Source organism: Rheinheimera sp. F8, from assembly GCF_001518915.1.
Map to the genome: position 1 here is coordinate 3,254,028 of NZ_CP013656.1, position 21,654 is coordinate 3,275,681.

The 21,654-nt window shown below is 50.7% G+C and carries 17 protein-coding genes; 8 read left to right on the forward strand and 9 right to left on the reverse strand.

Features of this window, described 5'->3' with window-relative positions:
- Nucleotides 1–83: 83 nt before the first annotated feature.
- The 3 genes from ATY27_RS14545 (at nt 84) to ATY27_RS14555 (ending at nt 4,026) form a co-directional block, all read left to right on the forward strand.
- The gene (locus ATY27_RS14545) at nt 84–437 is read left to right on the forward strand and encodes a hypothetical protein (RefSeq protein WP_208931348.1); all 354 of its coding nucleotides are present in this window, start codon (nt 84–86) and stop codon (nt 435–437) included.
- An 86-nt stretch (nt 438–523) separates the two neighbouring features.
- Nucleotides 524–3,565, forward strand: coding sequence for an FAD-binding and (Fe-S)-binding domain-containing protein (locus ATY27_RS14550; protein ID WP_208931349.1), 3,042 nt, complete (start codon nt 524–526; stop codon nt 3,563–3,565).
- An 83-nt stretch (nt 3,566–3,648) separates the two neighbouring features.
- Nucleotides 3,649–4,026 carry a VOC family protein gene (locus ATY27_RS14555; RefSeq protein ID WP_208931350.1) on the forward strand — a complete coding sequence of 126 codons (378 nt, stop codon included), beginning with the start codon at nt 3,649–3,651 and terminating at the stop codon, nt 4,024–4,026.
- A 70-nt stretch (nt 4,027–4,096) separates the two neighbouring features.
- Here the strand turns inward: ATY27_RS14555 and ATY27_RS14560 are convergent, their stop codons facing one another.
- Nucleotides 4,097–6,457: a TonB-dependent receptor gene (locus tag ATY27_RS14560; protein WP_208931351.1), complete on the reverse strand. Its 2,361-nt coding sequence runs from the start codon at nt 6,455–6,457 to the stop codon at nt 4,097–4,099.
- 222 nt (nt 6,458–6,679) lie between these two features.
- Here ATY27_RS14560 and ATY27_RS14565 point away from each other — a divergent pair, with 222 nt between their 5' ends.
- Together ATY27_RS14565 and ATY27_RS14570 are read left to right on the forward strand one after the other, a co-directional pair.
- The gene (locus tag ATY27_RS14565; RefSeq protein ID WP_208931352.1) at nt 6,680–7,207 is read left to right on the forward strand and encodes a YaeQ family protein; all 528 of its coding nucleotides are present in this window, start codon (nt 6,680–6,682) and stop codon (nt 7,205–7,207) included.
- Between the two features lie 86 nt (nt 7,208–7,293).
- Nucleotides 7,294–8,211: a rhodanese-related sulfurtransferase gene (locus ATY27_RS14570; protein ID WP_208931353.1), complete on the forward strand. Its 918-nt coding sequence runs from the start codon at nt 7,294–7,296 to the stop codon at nt 8,209–8,211.
- A 58-nt stretch (nt 8,212–8,269) separates the two neighbouring features.
- Here the strand turns inward: ATY27_RS14570 and ATY27_RS14575 are convergent, their stop codons facing one another.
- The 3 genes from ATY27_RS14575 to ATY27_RS14585 all read right to left on the reverse strand — a co-directional run bounded on the left by ATY27_RS14575 (nt 8,270) and on the right by ATY27_RS14585 (nt 11,588).
- Nucleotides 8,270–9,517 carry a serine hydrolase domain-containing protein gene (locus ATY27_RS14575; protein ID WP_208931354.1) on the reverse strand — a complete coding sequence of 416 codons (1,248 nt, stop codon included), beginning with the start codon at nt 9,515–9,517 and terminating at the stop codon, nt 8,270–8,272.
- 99 nt (nt 9,518–9,616) lie between these two features.
- Nucleotides 9,617–11,146 (reverse strand): M56 family metallopeptidase, encoded by a 1,530-nt coding sequence (locus ATY27_RS14580; RefSeq protein ID WP_208931355.1) that lies wholly within the window; start codon nt 11,144–11,146, stop codon nt 9,617–9,619.
- Between the two features lie 4 nt (nt 11,147–11,150).
- Nucleotides 11,151–11,588, reverse strand: coding sequence for a BlaI/MecI/CopY family transcriptional regulator (locus ATY27_RS14585; RefSeq protein ID WP_208931356.1), 438 nt, complete (start codon nt 11,586–11,588; stop codon nt 11,151–11,153).
- Between the two features lie 308 nt (nt 11,589–11,896).
- Between ATY27_RS14585 and ATY27_RS14590 the strand changes: the two genes are divergently transcribed.
- Nucleotides 11,897–12,469 (forward strand): cytochrome b, encoded by a 573-nt coding sequence (locus ATY27_RS14590; protein WP_208931357.1) that lies wholly within the window; start codon nt 11,897–11,899, stop codon nt 12,467–12,469.
- Nucleotides 12,470–13,039 (forward strand): YceI family protein, encoded by a 570-nt coding sequence (locus tag ATY27_RS14595; protein WP_208931358.1) that lies wholly within the window; start codon nt 12,470–12,472, stop codon nt 13,037–13,039.
- Between the two features lie 73 nt (nt 13,040–13,112).
- Here the strand turns inward: ATY27_RS14595 and yfaE are convergent, their stop codons facing one another.
- The 5 genes from yfaE to ubiG all read right to left on the reverse strand — a co-directional run bounded on the left by yfaE (nt 13,113) and on the right by ubiG (nt 18,780).
- Entirely contained in the window at nt 13,113–13,367 is a 255-nt protein-coding gene (gene yfaE, locus ATY27_RS14600) for a class I ribonucleotide reductase maintenance protein YfaE (RefSeq protein WP_208931359.1), read from the reverse strand.
- A complete protein-coding gene (nrdB, locus tag ATY27_RS14605; protein ID WP_208931360.1) occupies nt 13,367–14,497 on the reverse strand; it encodes a class Ia ribonucleoside-diphosphate reductase subunit beta in 1,131 nt (376 codons plus the stop codon). Before nrdB ends, yfaE begins: the two co-directional genes overlap by 1 nt.
- A gap of 118 nt (nt 14,498–14,615) precedes the next feature.
- Nucleotides 14,616–16,904 carry a class 1a ribonucleoside-diphosphate reductase subunit alpha gene (gene nrdA / locus ATY27_RS14610; RefSeq protein WP_208931361.1) on the reverse strand — a complete coding sequence of 763 codons (2,289 nt, stop codon included), beginning with the start codon at nt 16,902–16,904 and terminating at the stop codon, nt 14,616–14,618.
- Nucleotides 16,905–17,383: 479 nt separating this feature from the next.
- The gene (locus ATY27_RS14615) at nt 17,384–18,067 is read right to left on the reverse strand and encodes an HAD-IA family hydrolase (RefSeq protein ID WP_208931362.1); all 684 of its coding nucleotides are present in this window, start codon (nt 18,065–18,067) and stop codon (nt 17,384–17,386) included.
- Complete coding sequence (gene ubiG / locus ATY27_RS14620) at nt 18,061–18,780, reverse strand: bifunctional 2-polyprenyl-6-hydroxyphenol methylase/3-demethylubiquinol 3-O-methyltransferase UbiG (RefSeq protein ID WP_208933504.1); 720 nt, start codon at nt 18,778–18,780, stop codon at nt 18,061–18,063. The genes ATY27_RS14615 and ubiG overlap by 7 nt, the downstream gene beginning before the upstream one ends.
- 222 nt (nt 18,781–19,002) lie before the next feature.
- Here ubiG and gyrA point away from each other — a divergent pair, with 222 nt between their 5' ends.
- Nucleotides 19,003–21,639: a DNA topoisomerase (ATP-hydrolyzing) subunit A gene (gene gyrA, locus ATY27_RS14625; RefSeq protein WP_208931363.1), complete on the forward strand. Its 2,637-nt coding sequence runs from the start codon at nt 19,003–19,005 to the stop codon at nt 21,637–21,639.
- Nucleotides 21,640–21,654: the final 15 nt, after the last annotated feature.

Here is a 21,654-nt window from a genome sequence, read left to right on the forward strand (position 1 = left end):
CAGTTTTACACTGGTGATTGGCCGGCGGATCCCCATATCCTGTAGCTAGTGCGACAATTTCCTGCAGCAGATCCGAGGTAGTTATGTCTGGTTTTGGCCAAAAAGGTCCGGTATTTATCCAGTTGAAAAGCGGCAAGCCGGCCAGTTGGTTTAGTCTTTTACTGCTAGTGGCAGGTGGTTTGTTTTTACTGGTATTTGGTGTCTGGTTGTTATTGATTGTGGCTACGTTGCTGGTATTGCTGTTGCCATATTTATGGTGGAAAAAACGTAAACTAGTGCAGCAGATGCAAGCGCAAATGGATCAATTCCGCCAAAGTCAGCCAAACTACCAAAACGACACGGCTGCAGGTCCGGCAACGGCAAATCGGACCAATGCTTCAGCGGCGTCGGGTCTGGTGATTGAAGGTGAAGTGCTGCAAAAGCGGCAGGAGGATTAAAGGTTGCTGAAAAACCGGATTAAGCCTTAATCCAGACAGAGCCGGGTGATATACTCAGGCTCCCTTTGCCTTCAGTTTTCAGTGTTATGATCCCGAAGTTAAATCCAGAACAGATGTTGGCCCCGGTGGTTGTGCAATATTGTGCCAGCCTGCAACAAGCCGGTTTTCAGGGTGAGATTGAAACCAGTTATGCATCCCGCCTGGCGGTAGCAACTGATAACAGTGTATATCAGGCCTTACCGCAAGCGGTACTGCTGCCTAAACATCAGCAAGATGTTGAGCTGCTGACCCGGCTGGCCAGTGAACCGCGTTTTTCTGCGCTTAAATTTGCCCCACGCGGCGGCGGCACCGGCACTAATGGTCAGGCTTTGACCGAGCATCTGGTCGTGGATTTATCCCGCCATCTGCGGACTATTCTCGATTTTGATCCGCAAAAACGACAGGTGCGCGTGCAGGCCGGCGTGATTAAAGATCAGCTGAACGCCTATTTAGCGCCGTTTGGTTTTTTCTTTGCACCGGATTTATCAACATCCAATCGGGCTACCATCGGCGGCATGATCAATACCGATGCCTCTGGGCAAGGATCGCTGGTTTATGGCAAAACCAGTGACCACGTGTTAGCCCTGACCACGGTATTGGCCGACGGTACCGTGCTGAAAACAGCGCCACAACCGCTTGGCGAAGCCGAAGTAAAAGCGTCGCTTGATAATGCGGAAGGCCACATCTACCGCCAGGTATTAGCCAGCTGTCGTCAGTTCCGGCCACAAATTCTGGCAAAATTCCCACGTTTAAATCGTTTTTTGACCGGCTATGACCTTGAGCATGTCTTTAACGCCGATTTGACCGAGTTTGACCTCGGTCGAGTGATCACCGGCTCAGAAGGTTCGCTCGGCTTTGTCACCGAAGCGCTGTTAAATGTCACGCCTATTGCCCGTCACAAATGTTTAGTGAACGTCAAATACAACAGCTTTGAAAGTGCCTTACGCAACGCACCTTTTCTGGTTGCCGCCAATGCCACGTCGGTTGAGACGGTCGACAGCAAAGTACTGAATCTGGCGCGGCAGGACATCATCTGGCATCAGGTTAAAACTTACATTGAAGATGTGCCGGGCCAAGACATGCTGGGCCTGAACATGGTGGAGTTTAACGACGAAGACGACGCCGGCATGGCGCAAAAAGTCGCGCATCTTGAAGAGCGGCTGCAGCACGCGCTCGATAACGGCGATAGTGGCATTATTGGTTATCAGCTGACCTATGATCCTAAAGCCATCCTGCAGATCTATGCCATGCGTAAAAAAGCTGTTGGCTTACTGGGCAATGCCAAAGGCTCGCAAAAACCAGTGCCTTTCACCGAAGATACTGCAGTGCCGCCAGAAAATCTGGCAGATTTTATTATGGAATTCCGCGCCTTACTCGACAGTCATGGCTTAAGTTACGGCATGTTTGGTCATGTTGATGCCGGTGTATTGCACGTACGCCCGGCGCTGGACTTGTGTGAGCCGGGTCAGGAGACGTTGCTGCGGACTATCTCTGATCAGGTCGTCGCGTTGACCGCCAAGTATGGCGGATTGATGTGGGGCGAACACGGCAAAGGCTATCGCAGCGAATACGGCCCGGCGTTTTTCGGCGAAGAACTGTTTGCTGAGCTGCGCAAAATCAAGGGCGTGTTTGACCCGCTGAACCGGATGAACCCAGGCAAAATCTGTACGCCATGGCAAAGTCAGGACGAACTGGTCAGTGTCGACGGCCAAAAGCGGGCGTATTTCGACCGGCAAATCCCAACAGTCGTGCGACAAAGTTTCGAAGCCGCGACCAGCTGTAACGGCAATGGGCTGTGTTTTAACTACGAAGAAAATTCGCCGATGTGTCCGTCGAGCAAGATCACCAAAGATCGTCGTCATAGCCCGAAAGGGCGGGCCGGTCTGATGCGCGAATGGCTGCGACTGATGCAAAAACAAGGCGTCGATGTGCTGGCACAAGAGCAACAGTTGTTGCAGGCCAGCAGCGGACCGGCTGCTTTACTGCAAAAAGTGCAGAATACTGTCGGCAAATGGCGCGGTGAAGCCGATTTTTCTCATGAAGTGATGGAAGCGATGGAAGGTTGTCTGGCGTGTAAAGCCTGTGCCGGCCAATGTCCAATCAAAGTCGATGTGCCATCGTTTCGTGCCCGTTTTATTCAGCTGTATCACAGTCGCTATTTGCGACCGCTGAAGGACTATATTGTCGGCAATATCGAACGTTCAGCACCGGTGTTGGCCAAAGCGCCCGGGCTGGTCAATGCTGTGGTGACCTTGCCGCCGGTGGCCTGGCTGCTAAAAAAAGTAGTGGGTTATGTCGATACGCCTTTGCTGTCCACACCAGTACTGACTGAGCGGGCTGCGCAATATCGTGCTTTTGATTTAGCCGCGTTACAGGCTTTGCCCGCTACGGAAAAAGCGAAACTGGTGCTATTGGTGCAGGATCCTTTTACCAGTTTCTATGAAGCGGACTTAGTTGCTGATGCGATGGCTTTGTTACGGAAACTTGGTTTTGATCCGGTATTACTGCCATTTTTGCCGAATGGCAAACCGCAACATGTAAAAGGTTTTTTGCGTGAGTTTGCTGAAACAGCACGAACAGCCAGCGAATTTCTGCAACAAGTCAGTACGCTTGGCGCGCCGATGCTTGGCCTTGATGCATCGCTGGTGCTGGTTTACCGCGACGAATATGTCAAAGCATTAGGCGAAGCACGTGGCGATTATCAGGTTCAGCTATTGCACGAATGGTTACAGTTGCAACAGTTGCCGGCATTGCATAACAGCGGACAGTTTAAATTGCTTGCGCACTGTACAGAAAAAACTGCCTTACCTGCGACGGAAAAAAGCTGGCAGCAGATTTACCAGCAAGCAGGCTTGTCGTTACAGGTGGTCGCAACTGGTTGTTGTGGTATGGCTGGGACTTATGGTCATGAAGCGCAAAATGAGGCCAATAGCAAAGCGTTGTTTAATTTGAGCTGGGCCGCGCCAGTGCAGCAAACCGCACCGGATTTACTGCTGGTCACAGGTTTTTCTTGTCGCAGTCAGGTCAAACGCTATGAGGGTTTTAAACCCAAGCATCCGTTACAGGCCTTGCTCCAGCTGATGCCCTGAGCAGGATGTGACGAATGCACTGGCGGAAATAACCGCTGCTGCTAGTGTTAGCTGCGGGGCCTTTTGCGACAGGAGCAGAGCAAATGAGTGTTGAATATAATCCGGTGGGCTGGTTTGAGATCCCATCACCAGATCTTGAGAAAAATCAGCAGTTTTTCCAGCAAGCTTTTGGTTTTGAATTTGAATCGCTGGATATGCCACCGTATAAAATGGCCATGTTTGCCGCCGATCATGATAAACCCGGATCGGCCGGTTCGTTAGTGCAGGGACCTGATTGTGTACCCGCGACTGTCGGCACCACAATCTATTTTGGTTGTGCCGAAGTTGCCGCACAGCTGGAGAAAATAGCGGCGGCTGGTGGCACTGTGCTGATGGAAAAAACCGCGATTGGTGAACACGGTTTTATCGGCATGTTCCTCGATGTTGCCGGCAATAAACTGGGTTTACACAGCATGAGTTAGGTTCAGGAATTGAACCGGAGTGTGATAAAAAACGGCAGCGTCAGCTGCCGTTTTAGTATCTGAAAACCAATCAGAAGCGGGCGGTCAGGCCCAAAGCTAAAGAACGCCCCGGTAAAGGCACGTCTTCTTTGACAAATGAACTATGCACAAAACCCAGTTTGTCAGTCAGGTTCGTCGCTTTCAGATAGGCGGTTAAATCCAGCGCCGACACGTCAAAGTCATAGCTGACATTCGCATCTACCAGCGTATAGCCCGCTGTCACCGTTTCATCAACAGCGATTTTGTCTTGTTTAGCGTAGTGCGTCAGGCCAAATTGGCCGGACCAGTTTTCACCCTGATACTGATAGCTGACACCGGCTTTCAGCGGCGGCGTGCGTGGCAAATCGCCACCGGACTTCAGTTCAGCCCGTACGCTGTCGGCGAAAAATTCCAGCTGCTGGGCCGGGGCAAAGCGCCAGGTTAACGCAAATTCTGCACCATAAAGCCGTGCGTCAGCCTGCCGGTATTGGTACACATTGAAGTCATCATGCGCATGATCATCGTCAGCTTCGCCTTCGTGTACTTCATGAGCATGCAGTTGCGCCATGGTCAAACCGGTATTGGCCTGGTAGATAAAATCATCAACTTCGTTCAGGAAGAAGTTATAGCTAAATGTCAGGTCGCCTTTGGTCTTGGCAAAACCGAGGTCAATGTTATTGGCTACTTCTTTTTCTACTAAGTCCGGATGGAAGTGAATGTCGCCGTCTGCACTGAGTTCATAACCTAAACCGAGCTCGTAACCCTGCGTCGCGATATGCAGGCCGTTGGCAAAGAGCTCGCTGGCGCCCGGCGCCCGCGCCGAATGACTCAGTTGCAATGACCACTGATAGCCCGGCACAAATTGCCAGACCAGTCCTGAAGACAAGCTGGACGCACTGGCCGAATATTTCGTCAGCAGCAGCGCTTCATGATCTTCTTCATCGTGAGTCATAGCGATTTCTTGATTCACTGGGGTATGGCTGACACGTTCTAATCGCGCGCCAACTTGCCACTGTAATTCGCCAAAGGATATTTCTTCAAGAATAAACAAGGCGTTACTGTGGGTATCTGTGGCAGGTGTAAACGCTTCTTCGCCGGTCGCGGCAAAATCGCTTTGCTGCTGATGGAAACCAACCAGACCATGCCAGCCCAGAATGTCGCTATGTTCAATACTGAGGCGGTTTTCCAGACTGTCGTTTTTAAAGCGGGTGCCCGGCATGCCACCTTCCACTTCCGCGTGCTGATAGTCAGTGTAAGCGCTCTGCAGTGCGATGGTCTCAATGCCCTGAACCGGTGTATACCATTCAGCCGCGAGGCCGTAACGGTTCTGCGTTAAGTCAGCGTAGACACCGTCGTCTGTATGATCATCTTCTACATGACCTTCGTCCGCTGGCGCTTCATCTTCAGCATGATGATGATGTCCCGGAATGCCATATTGGCTGTTGATCCGGCCATAAGACACACCGATCAGGCCGTTTTGTGTCACCCAGCTGCCACCGAGGTTTAAGCCCTGATTGTCGAGCTGACTATTGGCAATTTGACTCAGCGTTTCACCTTCATCATTGGTAAAAGTCGGCGTATCGAAGTTATTGGTTTGACGGTCATAACCATCCAAATGCCAGGCGAATTCACCCAAACTACCGTCGTGCGCCAACGCTGCGGTTCTTTCATCCGCAACACTGTTGTATTTGGTGTCAATCACAGTTTGCGGGCTGCGCATCTGCCGCGGGATCCGGTTGTCAACAAGATTGACTACGCCCCCAATAGCGCCACTGCCATATAGCAACGTGGCCGGGCCACGCAATACTTCAATTTGTTCTGTCGTGATGGCATCGGCCGAAATTGCATGGTCCGGGCCGACACGTGATACGTCGGCACTGTCGAGACCATTGCTGAGGACTTTCACCCGTGGGCCATCCAGGCCGCGGATCACTGGCGCTGCAGCAACCGGGCCATAATAATTGCTGTGTACACCCGGAGTGAATTTCAGGGTTTCACCGATAGTCGGTTCCTGACGGCGGGTCAGAGCTTCACCACTGAGGACTGAAGCGGGTTGCGCCATATCTAAGTCGTAGTGATGCAAGCCTGCCGCGGATACCCGTAAATGTTCGATACTGCCTTTTGCTAAGGCGATTTGTAGCTGTGGTTGGTCTGCTTTGACAAACTGATCATTAAAGCCTTTGGCGGCGATGTGCAGTTCTGTGCCTTGGGCTGCCGTCAGCGTGAATTCTCCGGCGGCATTGCTGTAGACATATTGTTGGCGGCCATGCACATGAACTTTGGCATTTTTCACTGGCTGACCATCTTCGGTCAGTATTTTGCCGGTAATTTGCACGTCTGCTGCCTGGACAGCGGTGACACTGAAAATGGCCAGGGTACAAGCCAGGTGAAATGATGACAGACGAAAAAACATGGACAAAACTCCGAGATATAATGTGATGATATAACATTTTACGGCGGTTATTAGTCAGGCTCAACTCTTTTTAACTGAATTTTCACGCATCTGGCAGCGTGACCACAATTTGTCACGGCAAGTGAAACTCGGCATCTTTGGTTCATGTGCACGGGTTATGCATAGATAAAGAGTTGCTTCTACACTGTAAAAGCAACTGTATGTGTCACAAAGGGGGCCGCGATGCAGATGCAAATCAAAGTGATCAAACTTGAGCTGTTTTATAACAGCGCGCTGACCAGCTTGTATTTACACGATGTGCGTTATCTGGCGCCGTTTGCGGCGGAAACTGCAGAACATTTCTGCAGACGGTTATTGTCGTATTGCAGTCTGTACGAACTGCATCCGGCGATGTCTGTGCAGGCACAAAAAGGCCCGGATTTGTTTGTGCGCGACCAGCACCAGCACTATCAGTTATGGTGTCAGGTCGATCCCCCGTCAGATAAGCTGCTACAGAAAGCCAGCCATCAAAGCGACCAGGTCATCTTGATGCTGGAGTCGCAAGAACATCAAAAATTTGTCAGCAGCCACCGTCGCTTACCGAATGTGCAGGTCTGTGATGTACCCGATAGGGCGGTCAGTGAATGCATGGCCATGCTCAAAGCCAATATGCAACTCAGTGTCTGGCGTGAAGAGCAACTACTACAAATCACCGATGGCGAGCACATGTTGGAACTGGCGTTGCCACAGCTGCACAGGGCCGTGCATTGATTGCACTTTCAGCACACATCGGTATAATTCGCCGCTGTTTTTCTGCTCCGGATTTGCGGTCCGGCTTCTTGCAAAAAAGGTGAATCATGTACGTTGTTGCTGCGTTGTATAAATTTGTTGCCCTGCCAGATTATGTCGCCCTGCGTGACGCTTTGTACCAACATATGGTGCTGAACAAGGTCAAAGGCACTTTGTTATTAGCCGAAGAAGGCATTAACGGCACAATCTGTGGAACCCGCGAAGGTATTGATGCAGTTCGCGGCTGGCTGGACGCCGATGGCCGCTTTGAAGGCCTGTCCTATAAAGAGTCTTTTGCTGATGAACCGGCGTTCTACCGCACCAAAGTGAAATTGAAAACCGAAATCGTCACTATGGGCGTGCCGGGTGTCAATCCACAACATATCGTCGGCACTTATGTCAAAGGCGATGACTGGAATCAGTTAATTTCAGATCCGGACACTATTGTTATCGATACCCGCAACGACTATGAAGTCGCGATCGGTACTTTCAGAAACGCCGTCAATCCAAATACCACCAGCTTTCGCGAGTTCCCGCAATGGGCGGCGGAAAACCTTGATAAAACCAAGCACAAAAAAGTGGCGATGTTTTGTACCGGTGGCATTCGCTGTGAGAAATCAACAGCTTATTTAAAAGAGCAGGGCTTTGAAGAGGTATATCACCTCGACGGCGGTATTCTGAAGTATTTAGAAGAAGTTCCGGAACCACAAAGTTTGTGGCAGGGTGAATGCTTTGTTTTTGATCAGCGCGTCGCAGTGAAACATGGTCTGGCGCAAGGCAGTTATGACCAATGCTACGCCTGCCGGATGCCGCTGTCTCAAGCGGAGTTGCAATCCGACAAATACATGCAGGGTATCAGCTGTCCGCATTGCCATGACCAATTGTCTGACGAACAAAAAGCATCTTTTACTGAACGGCAAAAACAAATCGAATTGGCAAAACAACGCGGCGAGCAACATATCCGCGATGGCAAAGTCGATTTCTAAAGTCCGGATTTGAAGTTATCAAGGGCACCTGCGGGTGCCCTTTGTGTTGATGCGCCGGTTAAAACAGACTTGGGTCTATTTGCCGTAAAAATGGCCGCAGGATCCCGGCGGCCTGTTGTGCAAAATCACAAAAGTCTGCTTTGACAATATTCGTGTTCATCGCCAATACCAACTGATAGTCAGGATAAATCACCAGCCAGCTCTGCGCACCATCAGAGACACCGCCATGATGCATATAACGAATGTTCTTTTTCAGCGGGTTTTGCTTGTCACAATACAGATTGATATTTTCGGTACGTCGAAAACCAAGCGCATAATTTTGTGGATTGATACTCCCGTCGGCCAGTCGCTGTGGTGTCCAAAATTCTTGTTGTAATTGCGGTGGAATATACGCTGGGTCAAACCAGGACGAGCCTATCGTCACCAAATCCACTGAGCTGGCCGCCAGACCACCGCCCGCCAGCTTCTGGCTCAAATCAACCGGCCAATGTGGTTTCACTCCATCTTTTGTAGACTGATAAAAAGTCACTTGTTCCTTATTCGGTTGGTGCGCTGCACCAAGACTTTGCAGTTTTAATGGATTGCTGAGGCTCAATGTCAGGTAGTCCAAAAAAAGCATATGGCTGGCGCTTTGCAGCACACTACTGGCCAGATTGACATCAAAAGAACTGTATAAAAAACCGTGACCGGGCTGATACTGCAATGTGGCCTCATCAAAGATCTGCAACGCAGCATCAACATCGGAAAAATGTCGTTGTTTTAGCAAGCTTTGGACCAATCCACGCCAATCGTCATTTTGATCATAACCTGGCAAACCGGCGGTATGCGATAACAGCTGGCGTAGTGTCAGATCCTGCCACGCCGGATTGGGTAAATTAGCTTTGTATTGACCAATAGGGACATCAAGTTCAAGGATCCCTGCCGCGACTGCTCGGGCTATCGCGGTGGCTGTGACCGCTTTTGAAGTACTGCCGATACGGAACTGGCTTTGACTGCTGGCGACACGGTTGGCGCTGATATCAGCATAACCGGCTGCGCCGGCCCACAGCAGTTTACCCTGCCAGGCGACCGCTGCAGTTAACGCCGGCATCTTTTGTTGCGCCCTTGATTGCTGCAGTGCCGCAAAGGCCATATCTGCAGCGGCACTAAACTCGGCCTGATAAACTTGTTGTGTCGCAGGGGCATGGTCCGGGATCTGTTGCCAGTCTGTCGTGAAGTACCATAGGGCCAGTAAGGCCATGATCAGCACGGGCAGCAGCAACAACAGGACTAATATTTTCCATAGTTTTATTCTGAATTTCAGCATCGTTTTTTTCCTTTTGGCAAAAACCGGCCACGCAGCCCCTAAAAAGGGCTGTCAGACAGGGGGGTAATAGTGAAAGTTGGGGATTAGATTAGGGTGACATCAGCGGGCGCCCCGCATCAGTAAATACTGCCGGACTTGCTCGTTCGCTGCACGACTGAGTGCCGAACGCATCTGAGGTCCGTCCGACAACGGCGTTTCGACCTGCAAATTGATCAGAGCGCCATGCGACAGCAGCAATTGCAACATGGCAAGATCGCCACTTGCACTGGCGTTTATAAGAGCGGTTTCGTCGGCAAGGACCACCGCGTTGACATCCGCACCCGCCGTAATAAGCCGACTGGCCAACGCGACATTCCCAAGCTGACTGGCAATAATCAGCGCGTTGCCATCGCCGCGACTGCTGACATTCGGATCTGCGCCTCGTGCTAACAACAGGTAGACCATCTCCGGCAGTTGCTGGCGAACGGCGACCATCAGTGCATTACCATCCCCCGGCATCGGTAAATCCAATGGCGCACCTTGCTCCAACAACGCTACAACCTGTGTCGTGTTGTTCTGCTGCACCGCCTGTAACAGTTCAGCCAAAGGTTTTAACTGACTGAGCCGCACTTGTGCATGTTTGGCCGGCAACTCGGCTAATTGCCACTGCTGTATCAGCAACATCGATGCGATCAACCACAATACGAATGCCGCCGTGATGGTTGCGGTAAGCCATACCGGTCCGGGCGTGCGTGGCTGTAACACAGCATCTATCCGGGTGGTCAGGACTGCCTGGCGTAGGAAATGCTGAGCGAAAAATGCGCCGGGATTTTGTTTCTGTGTTGCAGAGCGTGCGCAGTCAAGCAAAGTCTGGGCATACAGCACAGGGTCACCTTGCCTGACGGACGCTTCGGCGTCACAGCGCAGTTCGCGCCAGATATTCAATTGATTGGCAATCAAGCGCCAGGCCGGACTCCACCAGAACAGACAGCCAACAATTTGCTGTAGCAGGTAGGCACGAAGATCCTGATGTTGCAGATGACATAATTCATGACTGATCACACAACCAAGCTGCTGCGAAGATAGTTGCTGCAGATAGCGGTCGGGCAGCAGGATCTGCGGCCGGCGTAACCCAACCAGCATGGCGCTATGGATCGCCGGATGTTGTAGCAACGGCACGGGTGACGTCAATTCGCTGATAAAAGCCAAGCTTGCTTGCTGACGTAAGCGCCGGACCTGGCAGTAACCACCGAGTAACTTCACGGCGCGGATCAAGGAGCCGGCCGGCAGAATCAACCAGAGCCAAAACGCCGGTGCCAGTAAATAGATCAGCTGTGATGTCAATGGCCAGCGAATCTGCTGCACAGAGTGTCCGCTAATAGCGGGTGTTGGCGCTGCCACGCTTTGTTCCAACACCGGACTGACGCTGGCCTGAAACCATGGCATCAATTGTTGGTCCAATGCCCATGGTTGTAGTAGTAACATTGGCGTGATTATCAGCAGCAGTGCTGCGATTTGCCACAGCTTCAGCATAGCGGCAGGTTGATGCTGAAGCCTGCTACGACCTGCAAGCAATAGCGCCGGCAATAGCAAAGCCGCCAGCAACAGATGCAGCAGCAGATAAAAAGCCAGCCAGCTGATCTCAACCATACACTTACTCGTTGCCCGAAGTGTTGCTGCCGGATGTCGGATCTGTATTCGCCGGCAATGGAGTAGCCCCGGCCTGATCAATCTTTTGTTGTAGCTGTGCAGCAAGTTCCGTCGATAAAGCTGTGTCAGTGATCAGATGCTGTGCCAGAAGGTCCGGCGAACCGCCAAAAAACTTTTTCACTAATGCGAGCAAAGCCTGACTGCGCGCTTCCTGTTGCACCGTCGTTGCCTGATACAAAAAAGCTTTGCCTTGTTTCTCGCAGCTGACATGGCCTTTATCCAACAAAATGCGGCAAAGTGTCTGTACCGTGGTGTAGGCGACCTGCTGCTCCTGACTGAGCGCTGCCGCAATATCACGCACGGTTAAAGCCCCGCGTTGCCACAGCACCTGCATAATTTTCTGCTCTGCTGCGGTTAGCTCATTCGATTTTGGCCTTGCCATGTCGGTCGCTCCAATTAAAACTAATTGATTAGTTTTAACTCTACCCAAGTCTTTCGCGCTGATCAACTAATTAATTAGTTTTTAAACCCTGGGCATGGTAACGGCGGATAAAGCGGGCATGATGCAATATCCGGTTTTACGCAGCGCTATTGTGTAGCGGCGAGGGCGTTGCCGGTCAGTTGATTGTGCGATGTCAGACCAATAGATAGCAATACAGTCATAATCTTTTTATAAATTAGAATAATTAAGCCTAATTTTGCCACTATTATTCGATTATCGATTCAGACAGAATGCAATCAGGAGGTGTTATGACTAAACAAACACAACACTATCATCCACTCAACATTGTGCTGCACTGGCTGATGGCACTGCTGATCCCGGCATTGTTCGGCGTCGGACTCTGGATGACCGGGCTTGATTACTACAGCAGCTGGTACAAAACCGCGCCGGATCTGCATAAAAGTTTTGGCATCCTGCTGGCCTTGCTGCTGCTGTCACGCGTGGTGGCGATCCGACTGTTTGGCAAGCCTGCAGCAATCGGAGCAGGTTGGCAGCAAAAAGCTGCGACACTGGCACATGCCCTGATGTACGCGCTGCTGCTGGCAATTATGGTGTCCGGTTATCTGATTTCGACCGCTGACAATCGCGGCATCATGGTATTCGACTGGTTTGAAGTACCCGGATTTGGCGAATTTTTCCCGGACCAGGCGGATATCGCCGGTACCATACATTTATATCTGGCCTGGGCTTTGATCGCGCTGGTGGTATTACATGCTGCCGCTGCACTGAAACATCATTTTGTAGACAAAGACAACACCCTGACGCGGATGCTCGGCCGTCGTAACGCTGCTGCGTCTTCCTTTGATAAAACGGAGATTTAAATGAAAAAATTACTGCTTGCCGCAGCCTTTGCTGCGTCTTTTGCTTCTGTTGCTCAGGCGGCAGATTATGTAGTTGATACCAAAGGTGCTCACGCATTTGTCCAGTTTAAAGTCAGCCACTTAGGCTACAGCTGGTTACATGGTCGTTTTAACACTTTTAGCGGCGATTTCAGCTATGACAGCGCTAATCTGGCTGCAGCAAAAATCAAACTGGATATCGACACCAAGTCAGTCGACTCAAACCACGCTGAGCGTGACAAGCATTTACGCAGTGGTGATTTCCTGAATGTCGACAAACACCCGAAAGCCAGTTTCGTCAGCACTAAAGTAGTGCCAGGCGCCGACGGTAAGTTTGATGTGGTTGGCAACTTCACATTAAACGGCGTGACAAAAGAAGTCACCATTGCTGCGACTAAAACCGGTGAAGGCAAGGATCCGTGGGGCGGTTACCGTGCTGGTTTCCATGGTACCACCAGCATCAAACTGAGTGATTTCGCCATTAAAAACATTCTTGGCCCGGCGTCAGAAACTATTTATCTGGACCTGGTAGTTGAAGGTGTACGTAAGTAAGCATTCGCTTAGCGAAAAAAAGCCTGCTATTGCAGGCTTTTTTTATACGGAGAAAAACAGTCGCATCACCTACTTAAGGGATTTCGATGTCCAGATCTGAAGCTGGCACGCTACAGCAGGGCAGAAATTCGCCTTTGCGGACAAAGGCCAAGGGTTCTTCCAAATAACTGATTTGGCCAGACACTAACTTACAGCGGCAGGCACCGCAAAAGCCGGCACGGCAGTGAAAATTGACCTGATATTTCTGTTGCTCCAGGCTGGTCAGCAAATTCGGACTTTGTGGGTCAAAATCAAAACTGCTGCCATCCTGCAGCCGGATCCGATGCATCAGAGATCAAAGTCGCCAAAGTCGGCGCCATCGACCTCATTATCAATCTGTCCGACCAAATAAGAGCTGATCTCCGATTCCTGCGGGGCAACCTGGACGTTGTCAGACACCAGCCAGGCGTTTATCCATGGGATTGGATTCTGCGTGGTGCTGAAAATGGCTTTGAGACCAATCGCGACCATGCGGATATTGGTGATGTATTCGACGTACTGACACAGAATGTCTTTGTTCAAACCAATCATCGAGCCATCTTTGAACAAAAACTCTGCCCACTCTTTTTCCTGCTCAGCAGCGCGGCGGAAAATAGCATAAGCCTGTTCTTCACATTCACGGGCGATTTCACCCATTTCCGGGTCGTCTTCACCAGCGGCCATGATGTTCAGCATATGCTGAGTACCGGTCAGATGCAGCGCTTCGTCGCGGGCAATCAGTTTGATGATTTTGGCATTGCCTTCCATCAGTTCGCGTTCGGCAAAGGCAAAACTACAAGCAAAGCTGACGTAAAAGCGGATAGCTTCTAACACGTTGACCGACATAATACAGAGGTACAATTGCCGCTTTAATTCACGTAGCGAAACAGTATGGCTTTCGCCGTTGATCTGATGCGTGCCTTCACCACACAGGTGATAAAGGTTAATCGATTTGATCAACGCATCGTAATACCGCGTGACTTCATCAGCGCGCTCGATGATTTTTTCATTGAGCAGAATGTCGTCGAATACTTTGTGCGGTTCAGTGGTGATATTGCGCACAATGTGGGTGTAACTGCGGCTGTGGATGGTTTCGCTGAAAGCCCAGGTTTCAATCCAGGTTTCCAGTTCCGGCAGCGACACAATTGGCAGCAAGGCGACGTTGGGCGAGCGGCCCTGCACAGAATCCAGCAAGGTCTGATATTTCAGATTGCTGATAAAAATGTGTTTTTCATGATCCGGCAGATGCTGATAGTCAATCCGGTCTTTACTGACATCCACTTCCTCCGGCCGCCAGAAGAAACTCAGCTGTTTTTCGATCAGTTTTTCGAAAATGCCATATTTCTGTTGGTCATAGCGTGACACGTTTACCGAATTGCCAAAAAACATCGGCTCTTTCAGCTGATCATTGTTGGTCCGGTTAAAGGTGGTATAGGTCATGGATTATCTCGTTTTTATAGTACTAAAAATACAAATTCGGCTGTTTTGTTCCGGACACATCTGAGTCCGGACACAAAAACGCGGAGCACCTGGCTCCGCTGTGGTTGTGGACGTCGCGTCAGATCTTACAGGCGCCACCGGCGCAACCGTCATCTTCAACGGCGACAGGTTTGATATCTTCCTGCACGTCGGATGCACCATCACGGGTGTTGTGGTAGTACATCGTCTTGACACCGAGTTTGTATGCGGTCAGTAAGTCTTTCAGCAACACCTTCATCGGTACCTTGCCACCGTCAAATTTGGCCGGATCGTAGTTAGTGTTGGCAGAAATAGTCTGGTCGACAAATTTCTGCATAATCGCCACCAGGCTGATGTAACCATCGTTGTTTGGCATATCCCATAACAACTCATACTGGTTTTTCAACCGATCATATTCCGGTACTACCTGTTTCAGGATACCGTCTTTGCTGGCTTTAATACTGATATGGCCGCGAGGTGGTTCAATACCATTGGTCGCATTACTGATTTGCGAAGAAGTTTCTGATGGCATCAGCGCAGACAACGTCGAGTTACGCAGACCATGCTGAACCACATCTTTTCGCAGTTGTTCCCAGTCCAGTTGCAACGGCTCGTTACAGACTTTGTCCAGGTCTTTTTTATAGGTATCAATCGGCATGATACCTTGGGAATAAGTGGTTTCATTGAACAGCGGGCAAGGACCAAACTCCTGCGCCAGTTTGTTCGATGCTTTCATCAGATAATACTGAATAGCCTCAAAAGTCCGGTGCGTCAGCGCATTGGCCGAACCGTCCGAGTACTTCACGCCGTTTTTCGCCAGATAATAGGCGTAGTTGATTACGCCTACACCCAGGGTGCGGCGATTCATCGACGCCTGGAATGCAGCTGGGATTGGGTAATCCTGATAACCAAGCAGGCTATCGAGTGCCCGTACAGCAAGTTCTGCCAACTCTTCCAGCTCGCTTAAATCTTCAATAGCGCCAAGGTTAAACGCCGACAGAGTACACAAAGCGATTTCGCCATTCGGGTCGTTCACATCGTTTAATGGCTTGGTCGGCAGGGCAATTTCCAGACAAAGGTTACTCTGGCGCACTGGTGCGAATTTCGGATTAAACGGGCTATGTGTGTTGCAGTGATCAACGTTTTGCAGGTAAATGCGGCCGGTAGAAGCGCGTTCCTGCATAAACAAAGTGAACAACTCCAGCGCTTTCATCCGTTTTTTGCGGATTGAACTGTCGTTTTCGTACTTCACATACAACTGTTCAAAGACATCCTGATCTTCGAAGAATGCATCATACAGACCTGGCACATCAGACGGGCTAAACAGTGTGATCATCTCGTCTTTAATCAGACGGTGATACATCAGGCGGTTAAATTGCACGCCGTAATCCAGGTGACGCACGCGGTTTTCTTCGACACCGCGGTTGTTTTTCAGTACCAATAGACTTTCAACTTCCAAATGCCACAGCGGGTAAAACAGCGTCGCAGCTCCACCGCGCACGCCACCTTGTGAGCAGCTTTTCACAGCAGTCTGGAAGTGTTTATAAAACGGGATACAGCCGGTGTGGAAAGCTTCGCCGTTGCGGATTGGGCTGCCGAGTGCGCGGATACGGCCGGCGTTGATACCGATCCCGGCGCGTTGGCTGACGTATTTCACAATAGCGCTTGAAGTAGCGTTGATCGAATCCAGGCTGTCACCGCATTCAATCAGCACGCACGAGCTGAACTGACGGGTTGGGGTGCGTACACCGGACATGATCGGTGTTGGCAATGAAATCTTGAATAAAGATACCGCATCGTAAAAACGACGCAGGTAGTCCAGCCGGGTTGCTTTTGGATAATTCGCAAACAGGCAGGCAGCCACCAGAATATAAAGGAACTGAGCGCTTTCATAAATCTGACCGGTTACCCGGTTTTGCACCAGATATTTGCCTTCAAGCTGTTTTACTGCGGCGTAGCTGAAATGCATATCGCGATTGTGGTCAATGAAGCTGTCAATCTGGTCGATTTCTTCTTTGGTGTAGTCCGACAGGATGTGCGCGTCATAACGATGGCTTTCTACCATCTGCACCACGTGATCATACAATTTTGGCGGTTCGAACTGACCGTAAGCTTTTTTACGTAAGTGGAACACGGCGAGGCGAGCGGCCATGTACTGATAGTCCGGCGTTTCTTTGGAAATAAGATCGGCGGCGGCTTTGATAATAGTTTCGTGGATGTCCGCAGTTTTGATGCCATCGTAAAACTGAATGTGGGATTTCAGTTCAACCTGAGAGACCGACACGTTTTGCAGACCTTCTGCCGCCCAATCTATTACGCGGTGAATTTTATCCAGGTCCAGAGGCTCGCGGATACCGTCTCTTTTGGTTACGTATAATGGCTGATTCATTGCGAAAGAGTTCCGTCTTAGTTGTAGTTTTTAGGGTTGCCGCTGACTGCTGTCAGGCTGCCTGCCCGCAAGATATAGGCTGTCCGGGCCAATGGGTGGCGAATAAACCGGAAGCACTAGATATAGGGCTAAAAGCATAACGAATCACAAGATAAGGTGGATCAAATTCGAATGCAACCCTAAAAATTTTGTGAAAACGGGCTTGATTTTCGTTATGTAAGGAGTCACTAACTTGTCAGCTTCGAGCCTTTGAACGGATCGCAGGAAGCAAGCGATCGTAGTGAAAAAAATAGAATTAAATTGATCGGTTAAAAAGTAAAAAGCATTGTAGGAAAAGCAAGCAGCATGCGGCTGGACGTCTGCTGAAAAGCTGAGCGATGAGGGGGTTCGCCGGCCGTTTCACTGACCATCGACTTGTAAAGCAACGTTAAAAAAACCGCCATAAAGGCGGTTTGTTCTGATAAAAATTGTTGCAGGCGTTACAGCGCGTCAACAAGCGTCAGCAGACTCTGCACCCGGCAATCAGCAAACCATAGGTCGGGTTCATCGGTATCAGCGATAAAGCCATAATCAGCGATAATTGACGTCATACCAGCCCGGTTTGCAGCCTCGATATCACGTTCTGCATCACCGATGTACCAACAATCGGCAGCGGCAATACCCATCTTATGCGCCGCCACCCACAAAGGTACCGGACTCGGTTTACGCTGATGCAGGCTGTCACCGCCCAATAGAATCCGACAATCTTCCATGCCACTCATTTGCCTGAGCATTGCTGCAGCTAATTTATACGGCTTGTTTGTGACAATCCCCCAGGGAATACCACGCTGGTTCAGCTGCGGCAGGAATTGTTCCGCGCCGCCAAACAGCTTGCTGTATACAGTCAGATGTCGCTGATAATAATCCAATAATTCATTACGCAGCGTGGTGAATGGAAAATCGTGCAGCGCGGGGCCAAAGCCAAGTTCCAACAAACCTTTGGCGCCATGGGAGGCTACAGGTCTGTACAGTGCAGCAGCGACGGTCGGCAGGCCATGTTTGGCCAGCACATGATTCAGAGCAGCACCTAAGTCGTCGGCTGTGTCGACTAAAGTACCGTCCAGATCAAACAAAACTGCTTTAGCCGGACGCAGTGCTTGGCCGGTTTTTACTGATATCAGCATGGCTTTCGGGCTACCACAAAATAGTTCACATCAACGCCTGCACCGAGGCGGAAACTCTGATTCACCGGGTTGTAATGCAAACCGATACAGTCGACCAATTCCAAACCTGCGTTCTCAATAAAACGCATTAACTGTGACGGACGGATAAACTTATTAAAGTCGTGTGTGCCTTTTGGTACCAACCTCAACAGATGTTCAGCGCCAACGATGGCAAACAAATAACTTTTGGCTGTTTTGTTTAGGGTGGAGAACACCAATGTCGCGCCAGGCGCCGCTAAACCGGCGCAAGCCTGCACGACTGACTCCGGTTGTGGCACATGTTCAAGCATTTCCATACAGGTAACTAATTCAAACCGGCCCGGATGGGCCGATGCAAATTGTTCTGCAGTACTTTGCTGATAAGTCACATTAACGCCTGATTCCAGCGCATGCAGTTTCGCTACGGCCAGTGATTCCGGCGCCATATCAATTCCGGTCACCACAGCACCAGCCTTAGCCATACTTTCAGCTAATATGCCGCCGCCACAGCCGACATCAACGACAACTTTACCGTGCAGGCCCTGAATTTGGTCACTGATATAGCTGAGCCGGGTCGGGTTTAACTGATGCAGCGGTTTGAATTCACCGGCCGGATCCCACCAGCGCGATGCCAGTTCATTGAATTTATTGATTTCTGCCTGGTCGACATTTACCGGCACTGTGGGTGCTGGCATGGTACTGGTGAACTCAGTCATAGTGATGTCCGGAAAAAATTTGCGGCCATTATAAAGGCTAAGTCTGAACACGCAATGCGAAGGCGGGTGACTCTGCTAAAAGTTGCCACAGTTGATCATGGCATCGTGGCGCCGATGTGTTAGAATCCTCGGTTCGTGGTTTGCCGAGATAACAACTACACGCAAGCCAACCCACTGATTTTAAGGGATATAACGCTTTTTATGACAAATCTGGCCAAAGAAATTGTTCCCATCAATATCGAAGAAGAATTAAAGAACTCTTATCTGGATTACGCGATGAGCGTGATTGTCGGCCGGGCGTTGCCGGATGTGCGCGACGGTTTGAAGCCTGTACACCGCCGCGTTTTGTTCGCGATGAAAGAACTTGGCAACGAATGGAACCGCGCTTATAAGAAGTCGGCCCGTGTGGTCGGTGACGTGATCGGTAAATATCACCCACACGGTGATACCGCGGTTTATGACACCATAGTCCGGATGGCACAGCCATTTTCACTGCGCTACATGCTCGTTGACGGCCAGGGGAACTTCGGCTCCGTCGACGGCGACTCCGCAGCTGCCATGCGTTACACCGAAGTGCGGATGGCAAAAATCACCACCGAATTGCTGGCTGATTTAGACAAAGAAACCGTTGATTTTGTACCGAACTATGACGGTACTGAAATGATCCCAGCGGTATTACCAACCAAAATCCCAAATTTGCTGATCAACGGCTCCAGCGGCATCGCAGTCGGTATGGCGACGAACATTCCGCCACATAATATCAGTGAAGTTATTAACGCTTGTTTGGCCATTATCGCCAATCCGGATATCACTATTCCTGAGCTGATGGAGCATATTCCTGGCCCGGATTTCCCGACGGCCGCCATTATCAACGGTCGCCGTGGTATTGAAGAAGCCTACCGCACCGGCCGCGGCAAGGTGTATATCCGCGCCAAAACGCATATCGAAACTGACGATAAAACCGGTCGCGAGACTATTATCGTTGATGAAATCCCGTATCAGGTGAACAAAGCGCGGCTGATTGAAAAAATCGCCGAATTAGTCAAAGAAAAACGCATCGAAGGCATTTCAGCACTGCGCGATGAGTCTGACAAAGACGGCATGCGTATCGTGATTGAACTGAAACGCGGCGAATCTTCCGACGTCATGCTGAACCACCTGTACACCCAGACGCAGATGCAAACGGTGTTTGGTATCAACATGGTGGCGTTGGACCAAGGCCAGCCAAAGTTGTTGGGCCTGAAAAAAATTCTGGAATGTTTTGTGCTGCACCGTCGCGAAGTTGTGACGCGCCGCACCGTGTACGACCTGAAGAAAGCCCGCGACCGTGCACACATTTTGGAAGGTCTGGCGATTGCACTGACCAATATCGATGAAATTATCGAACTGATTAAAACATCGGCCAGTCCGTCCGAAGCCAAATCCGGTTTAGTCGCACGCGGCTGGAAACTCGGTAATGTGCAGGAAATGCTGGAGCGGGCCGGTGAAAGCGCCGCGCGGCCAGAATGGCTCGAAGCGCATTTTGGCATCCGCGAAGGTTATTATTACCTGACTGAACAACAGGCTCAGGCGATCCTCGATCTGCGTCTGCACAAACTGACCGGTCTTGAACACGAAAAAATCCTCGGTGAATACAAAGAACTGTTGGATTTAATCGCTGAATTACTGCATATCCTCGCGAGTTCGACCCGCCTGATGGAAGTTATTTGTGAAGAGTTAGAAGCGGCGAAAGCGCAATATGGTGACGCCCGTCGTACTGAGATCCAGGACAATGCGCTGGATATCAATATGGAAGACTTGATCGCCGAAGAAGACGTTGTAGTGACCTTGTCTCACCTCGGTTATGCCAAGTACCAGGCACTGACCGACTATGAAGCACAACGTCGTGGTGGTCGCGGTAAAGCAGCAACCACGGTCAAAGACGAAGATTTTGTTGACCAGCTGCTGGTCGCCAGTACACACGATACCATTTTGTGTTTCTCTGACCGTGGCCGGCTGTACTGGCTGAAGGTTTATCAGCTGCCACTGGCGTCCCGTCAGGCGCGCGGCAAACCTATCGTCAACTTGTTACCACTGGAAGAAAACGAGCGCATCACCGCCATTCTGCCGGTGCGTGAATATGAAGAGGGCAAGTTTGTCTTTATGGCGACCGCCAACGGCACCGTGAAGAAAACTGCGCTGACCGAATACTCGCGTCCTCGCTCCAACGGCATTATCGCGGTTAACCTGAACGAAGGCGACCAGTTGATTGGTGTGGATATCACCGACGGCAGCAGCGAAATCATGCTGTTCTCAGACGATGGTAAAGTGGTACGGTTCACTGAAGATCAGGTACGTCCAATGGGTCGGGGCGCCACGGGCGTACGCGGCATCAAACTGCGTGAAAACGGTTCTGTGGTGTCGCTGATTGTACCGAAGAGTGATGGTGCTATTCTGACCGTGACCGAAAACGGTTACGGCAAACGTACTGGCCTGGCTGAATATCCGGCGAAGAGCCGCGCCACACAAGGCGTGGTGTCGATCAAAGTGTCGGAGCGTAACGGTCTGGTGGTCGGTGCCGTGCAGGTGAATGCGCTGGACGAAATCATGTTGATCTCTAACAAAGGTACGCTGGTGCGGACCCGCGTCAAGGAAGTATCTCAAGTCGGCCGGAATACCGCCGGTGTGATTTTGATCCGCACCCAGGAAAACGAAAAAGTCGTCGGTGTACAACGGATTGACGAGATCCAGGACGCCGAAGAGCTGGCTGCAGCAGAGGCTGAAGTGCAGCAACTGGACGCCCAGAACAGGGTGGACATAGAGGTTGAGGCTGAAGAGGCCGACGACTCGGAAGAATAAAATATACAAGGCACC

Coding starts and splice junctions, on each gene's coding strand:
- ATY27_RS14545 (WP_208931348.1), top strand. CDS start 84: ATGTCTGGTTTTGGCCAAAAAGGTCCGGTATTTATCCAGTTGAAAAGC.
- ATY27_RS14550 (WP_208931349.1), top strand. CDS start 524: ATGATCCCGAAGTTAAATCCAGAACAGATGTTGGCCCCGGTGGTTGTG.
- ATY27_RS14555 (WP_208931350.1), top strand. CDS start 3,649: ATGAGTGTTGAATATAATCCGGTGGGCTGGTTTGAGATCCCATCACCA.
- ATY27_RS14560 (WP_208931351.1), bottom strand. CDS start 6,457: ATGTTTTTTCGTCTGTCATCATTTCACCTGGCTTGTACCCTGGCCATT.
- ATY27_RS14565 (WP_208931352.1), top strand. CDS start 6,680: ATGCAGATGCAAATCAAAGTGATCAAACTTGAGCTGTTTTATAACAGC.
- ATY27_RS14570 (WP_208931353.1), top strand. CDS start 7,294: ATGTACGTTGTTGCTGCGTTGTATAAATTTGTTGCCCTGCCAGATTAT.
- ATY27_RS14575 (WP_208931354.1), bottom strand. CDS start 9,517: ATGCTGAAATTCAGAATAAAACTATGGAAAATATTAGTCCTGTTGTTG.
- ATY27_RS14580 (WP_208931355.1), bottom strand. CDS start 11,146: ATGGTTGAGATCAGCTGGCTGGCTTTTTATCTGCTGCTGCATCTGTTG.
- ATY27_RS14585 (WP_208931356.1), bottom strand. CDS start 11,588: ATGGCAAGGCCAAAATCGAATGAGCTAACCGCAGCAGAGCAGAAAATT.
- ATY27_RS14590 (WP_208931357.1), top strand. CDS start 11,897: ATGACTAAACAAACACAACACTATCATCCACTCAACATTGTGCTGCAC.
- ATY27_RS14595 (WP_208931358.1), top strand. CDS start 12,470: ATGAAAAAATTACTGCTTGCCGCAGCCTTTGCTGCGTCTTTTGCTTCT.
- yfaE (WP_208931359.1), bottom strand. CDS start 13,367: ATGCATCGGATCCGGCTGCAGGATGGCAGCAGTTTTGATTTTGACCCA.
- nrdB (WP_208931360.1), bottom strand. CDS start 14,497: ATGACCTATACCACCTTTAACCGGACCAACAATGATCAGCTGAAAGAG.
- nrdA (WP_208931361.1), bottom strand. CDS start 16,904: ATGAATCAGCCATTATACGTAACCAAAAGAGACGGTATCCGCGAGCCT.
- ATY27_RS14615 (WP_208931362.1), bottom strand. CDS start 18,067: ATGCTGATATCAGTAAAAACCGGCCAAGCACTGCGTCCGGCTAAAGCA.
- ubiG (WP_208933504.1), bottom strand. CDS start 18,780: ATGCCAGCACCCACAGTGCCGGTAAATGTCGACCAGGCAGAAATCAAT.
- gyrA (WP_208931363.1), top strand. CDS start 19,003: ATGACAAATCTGGCCAAAGAAATTGTTCCCATCAATATCGAAGAAGAA.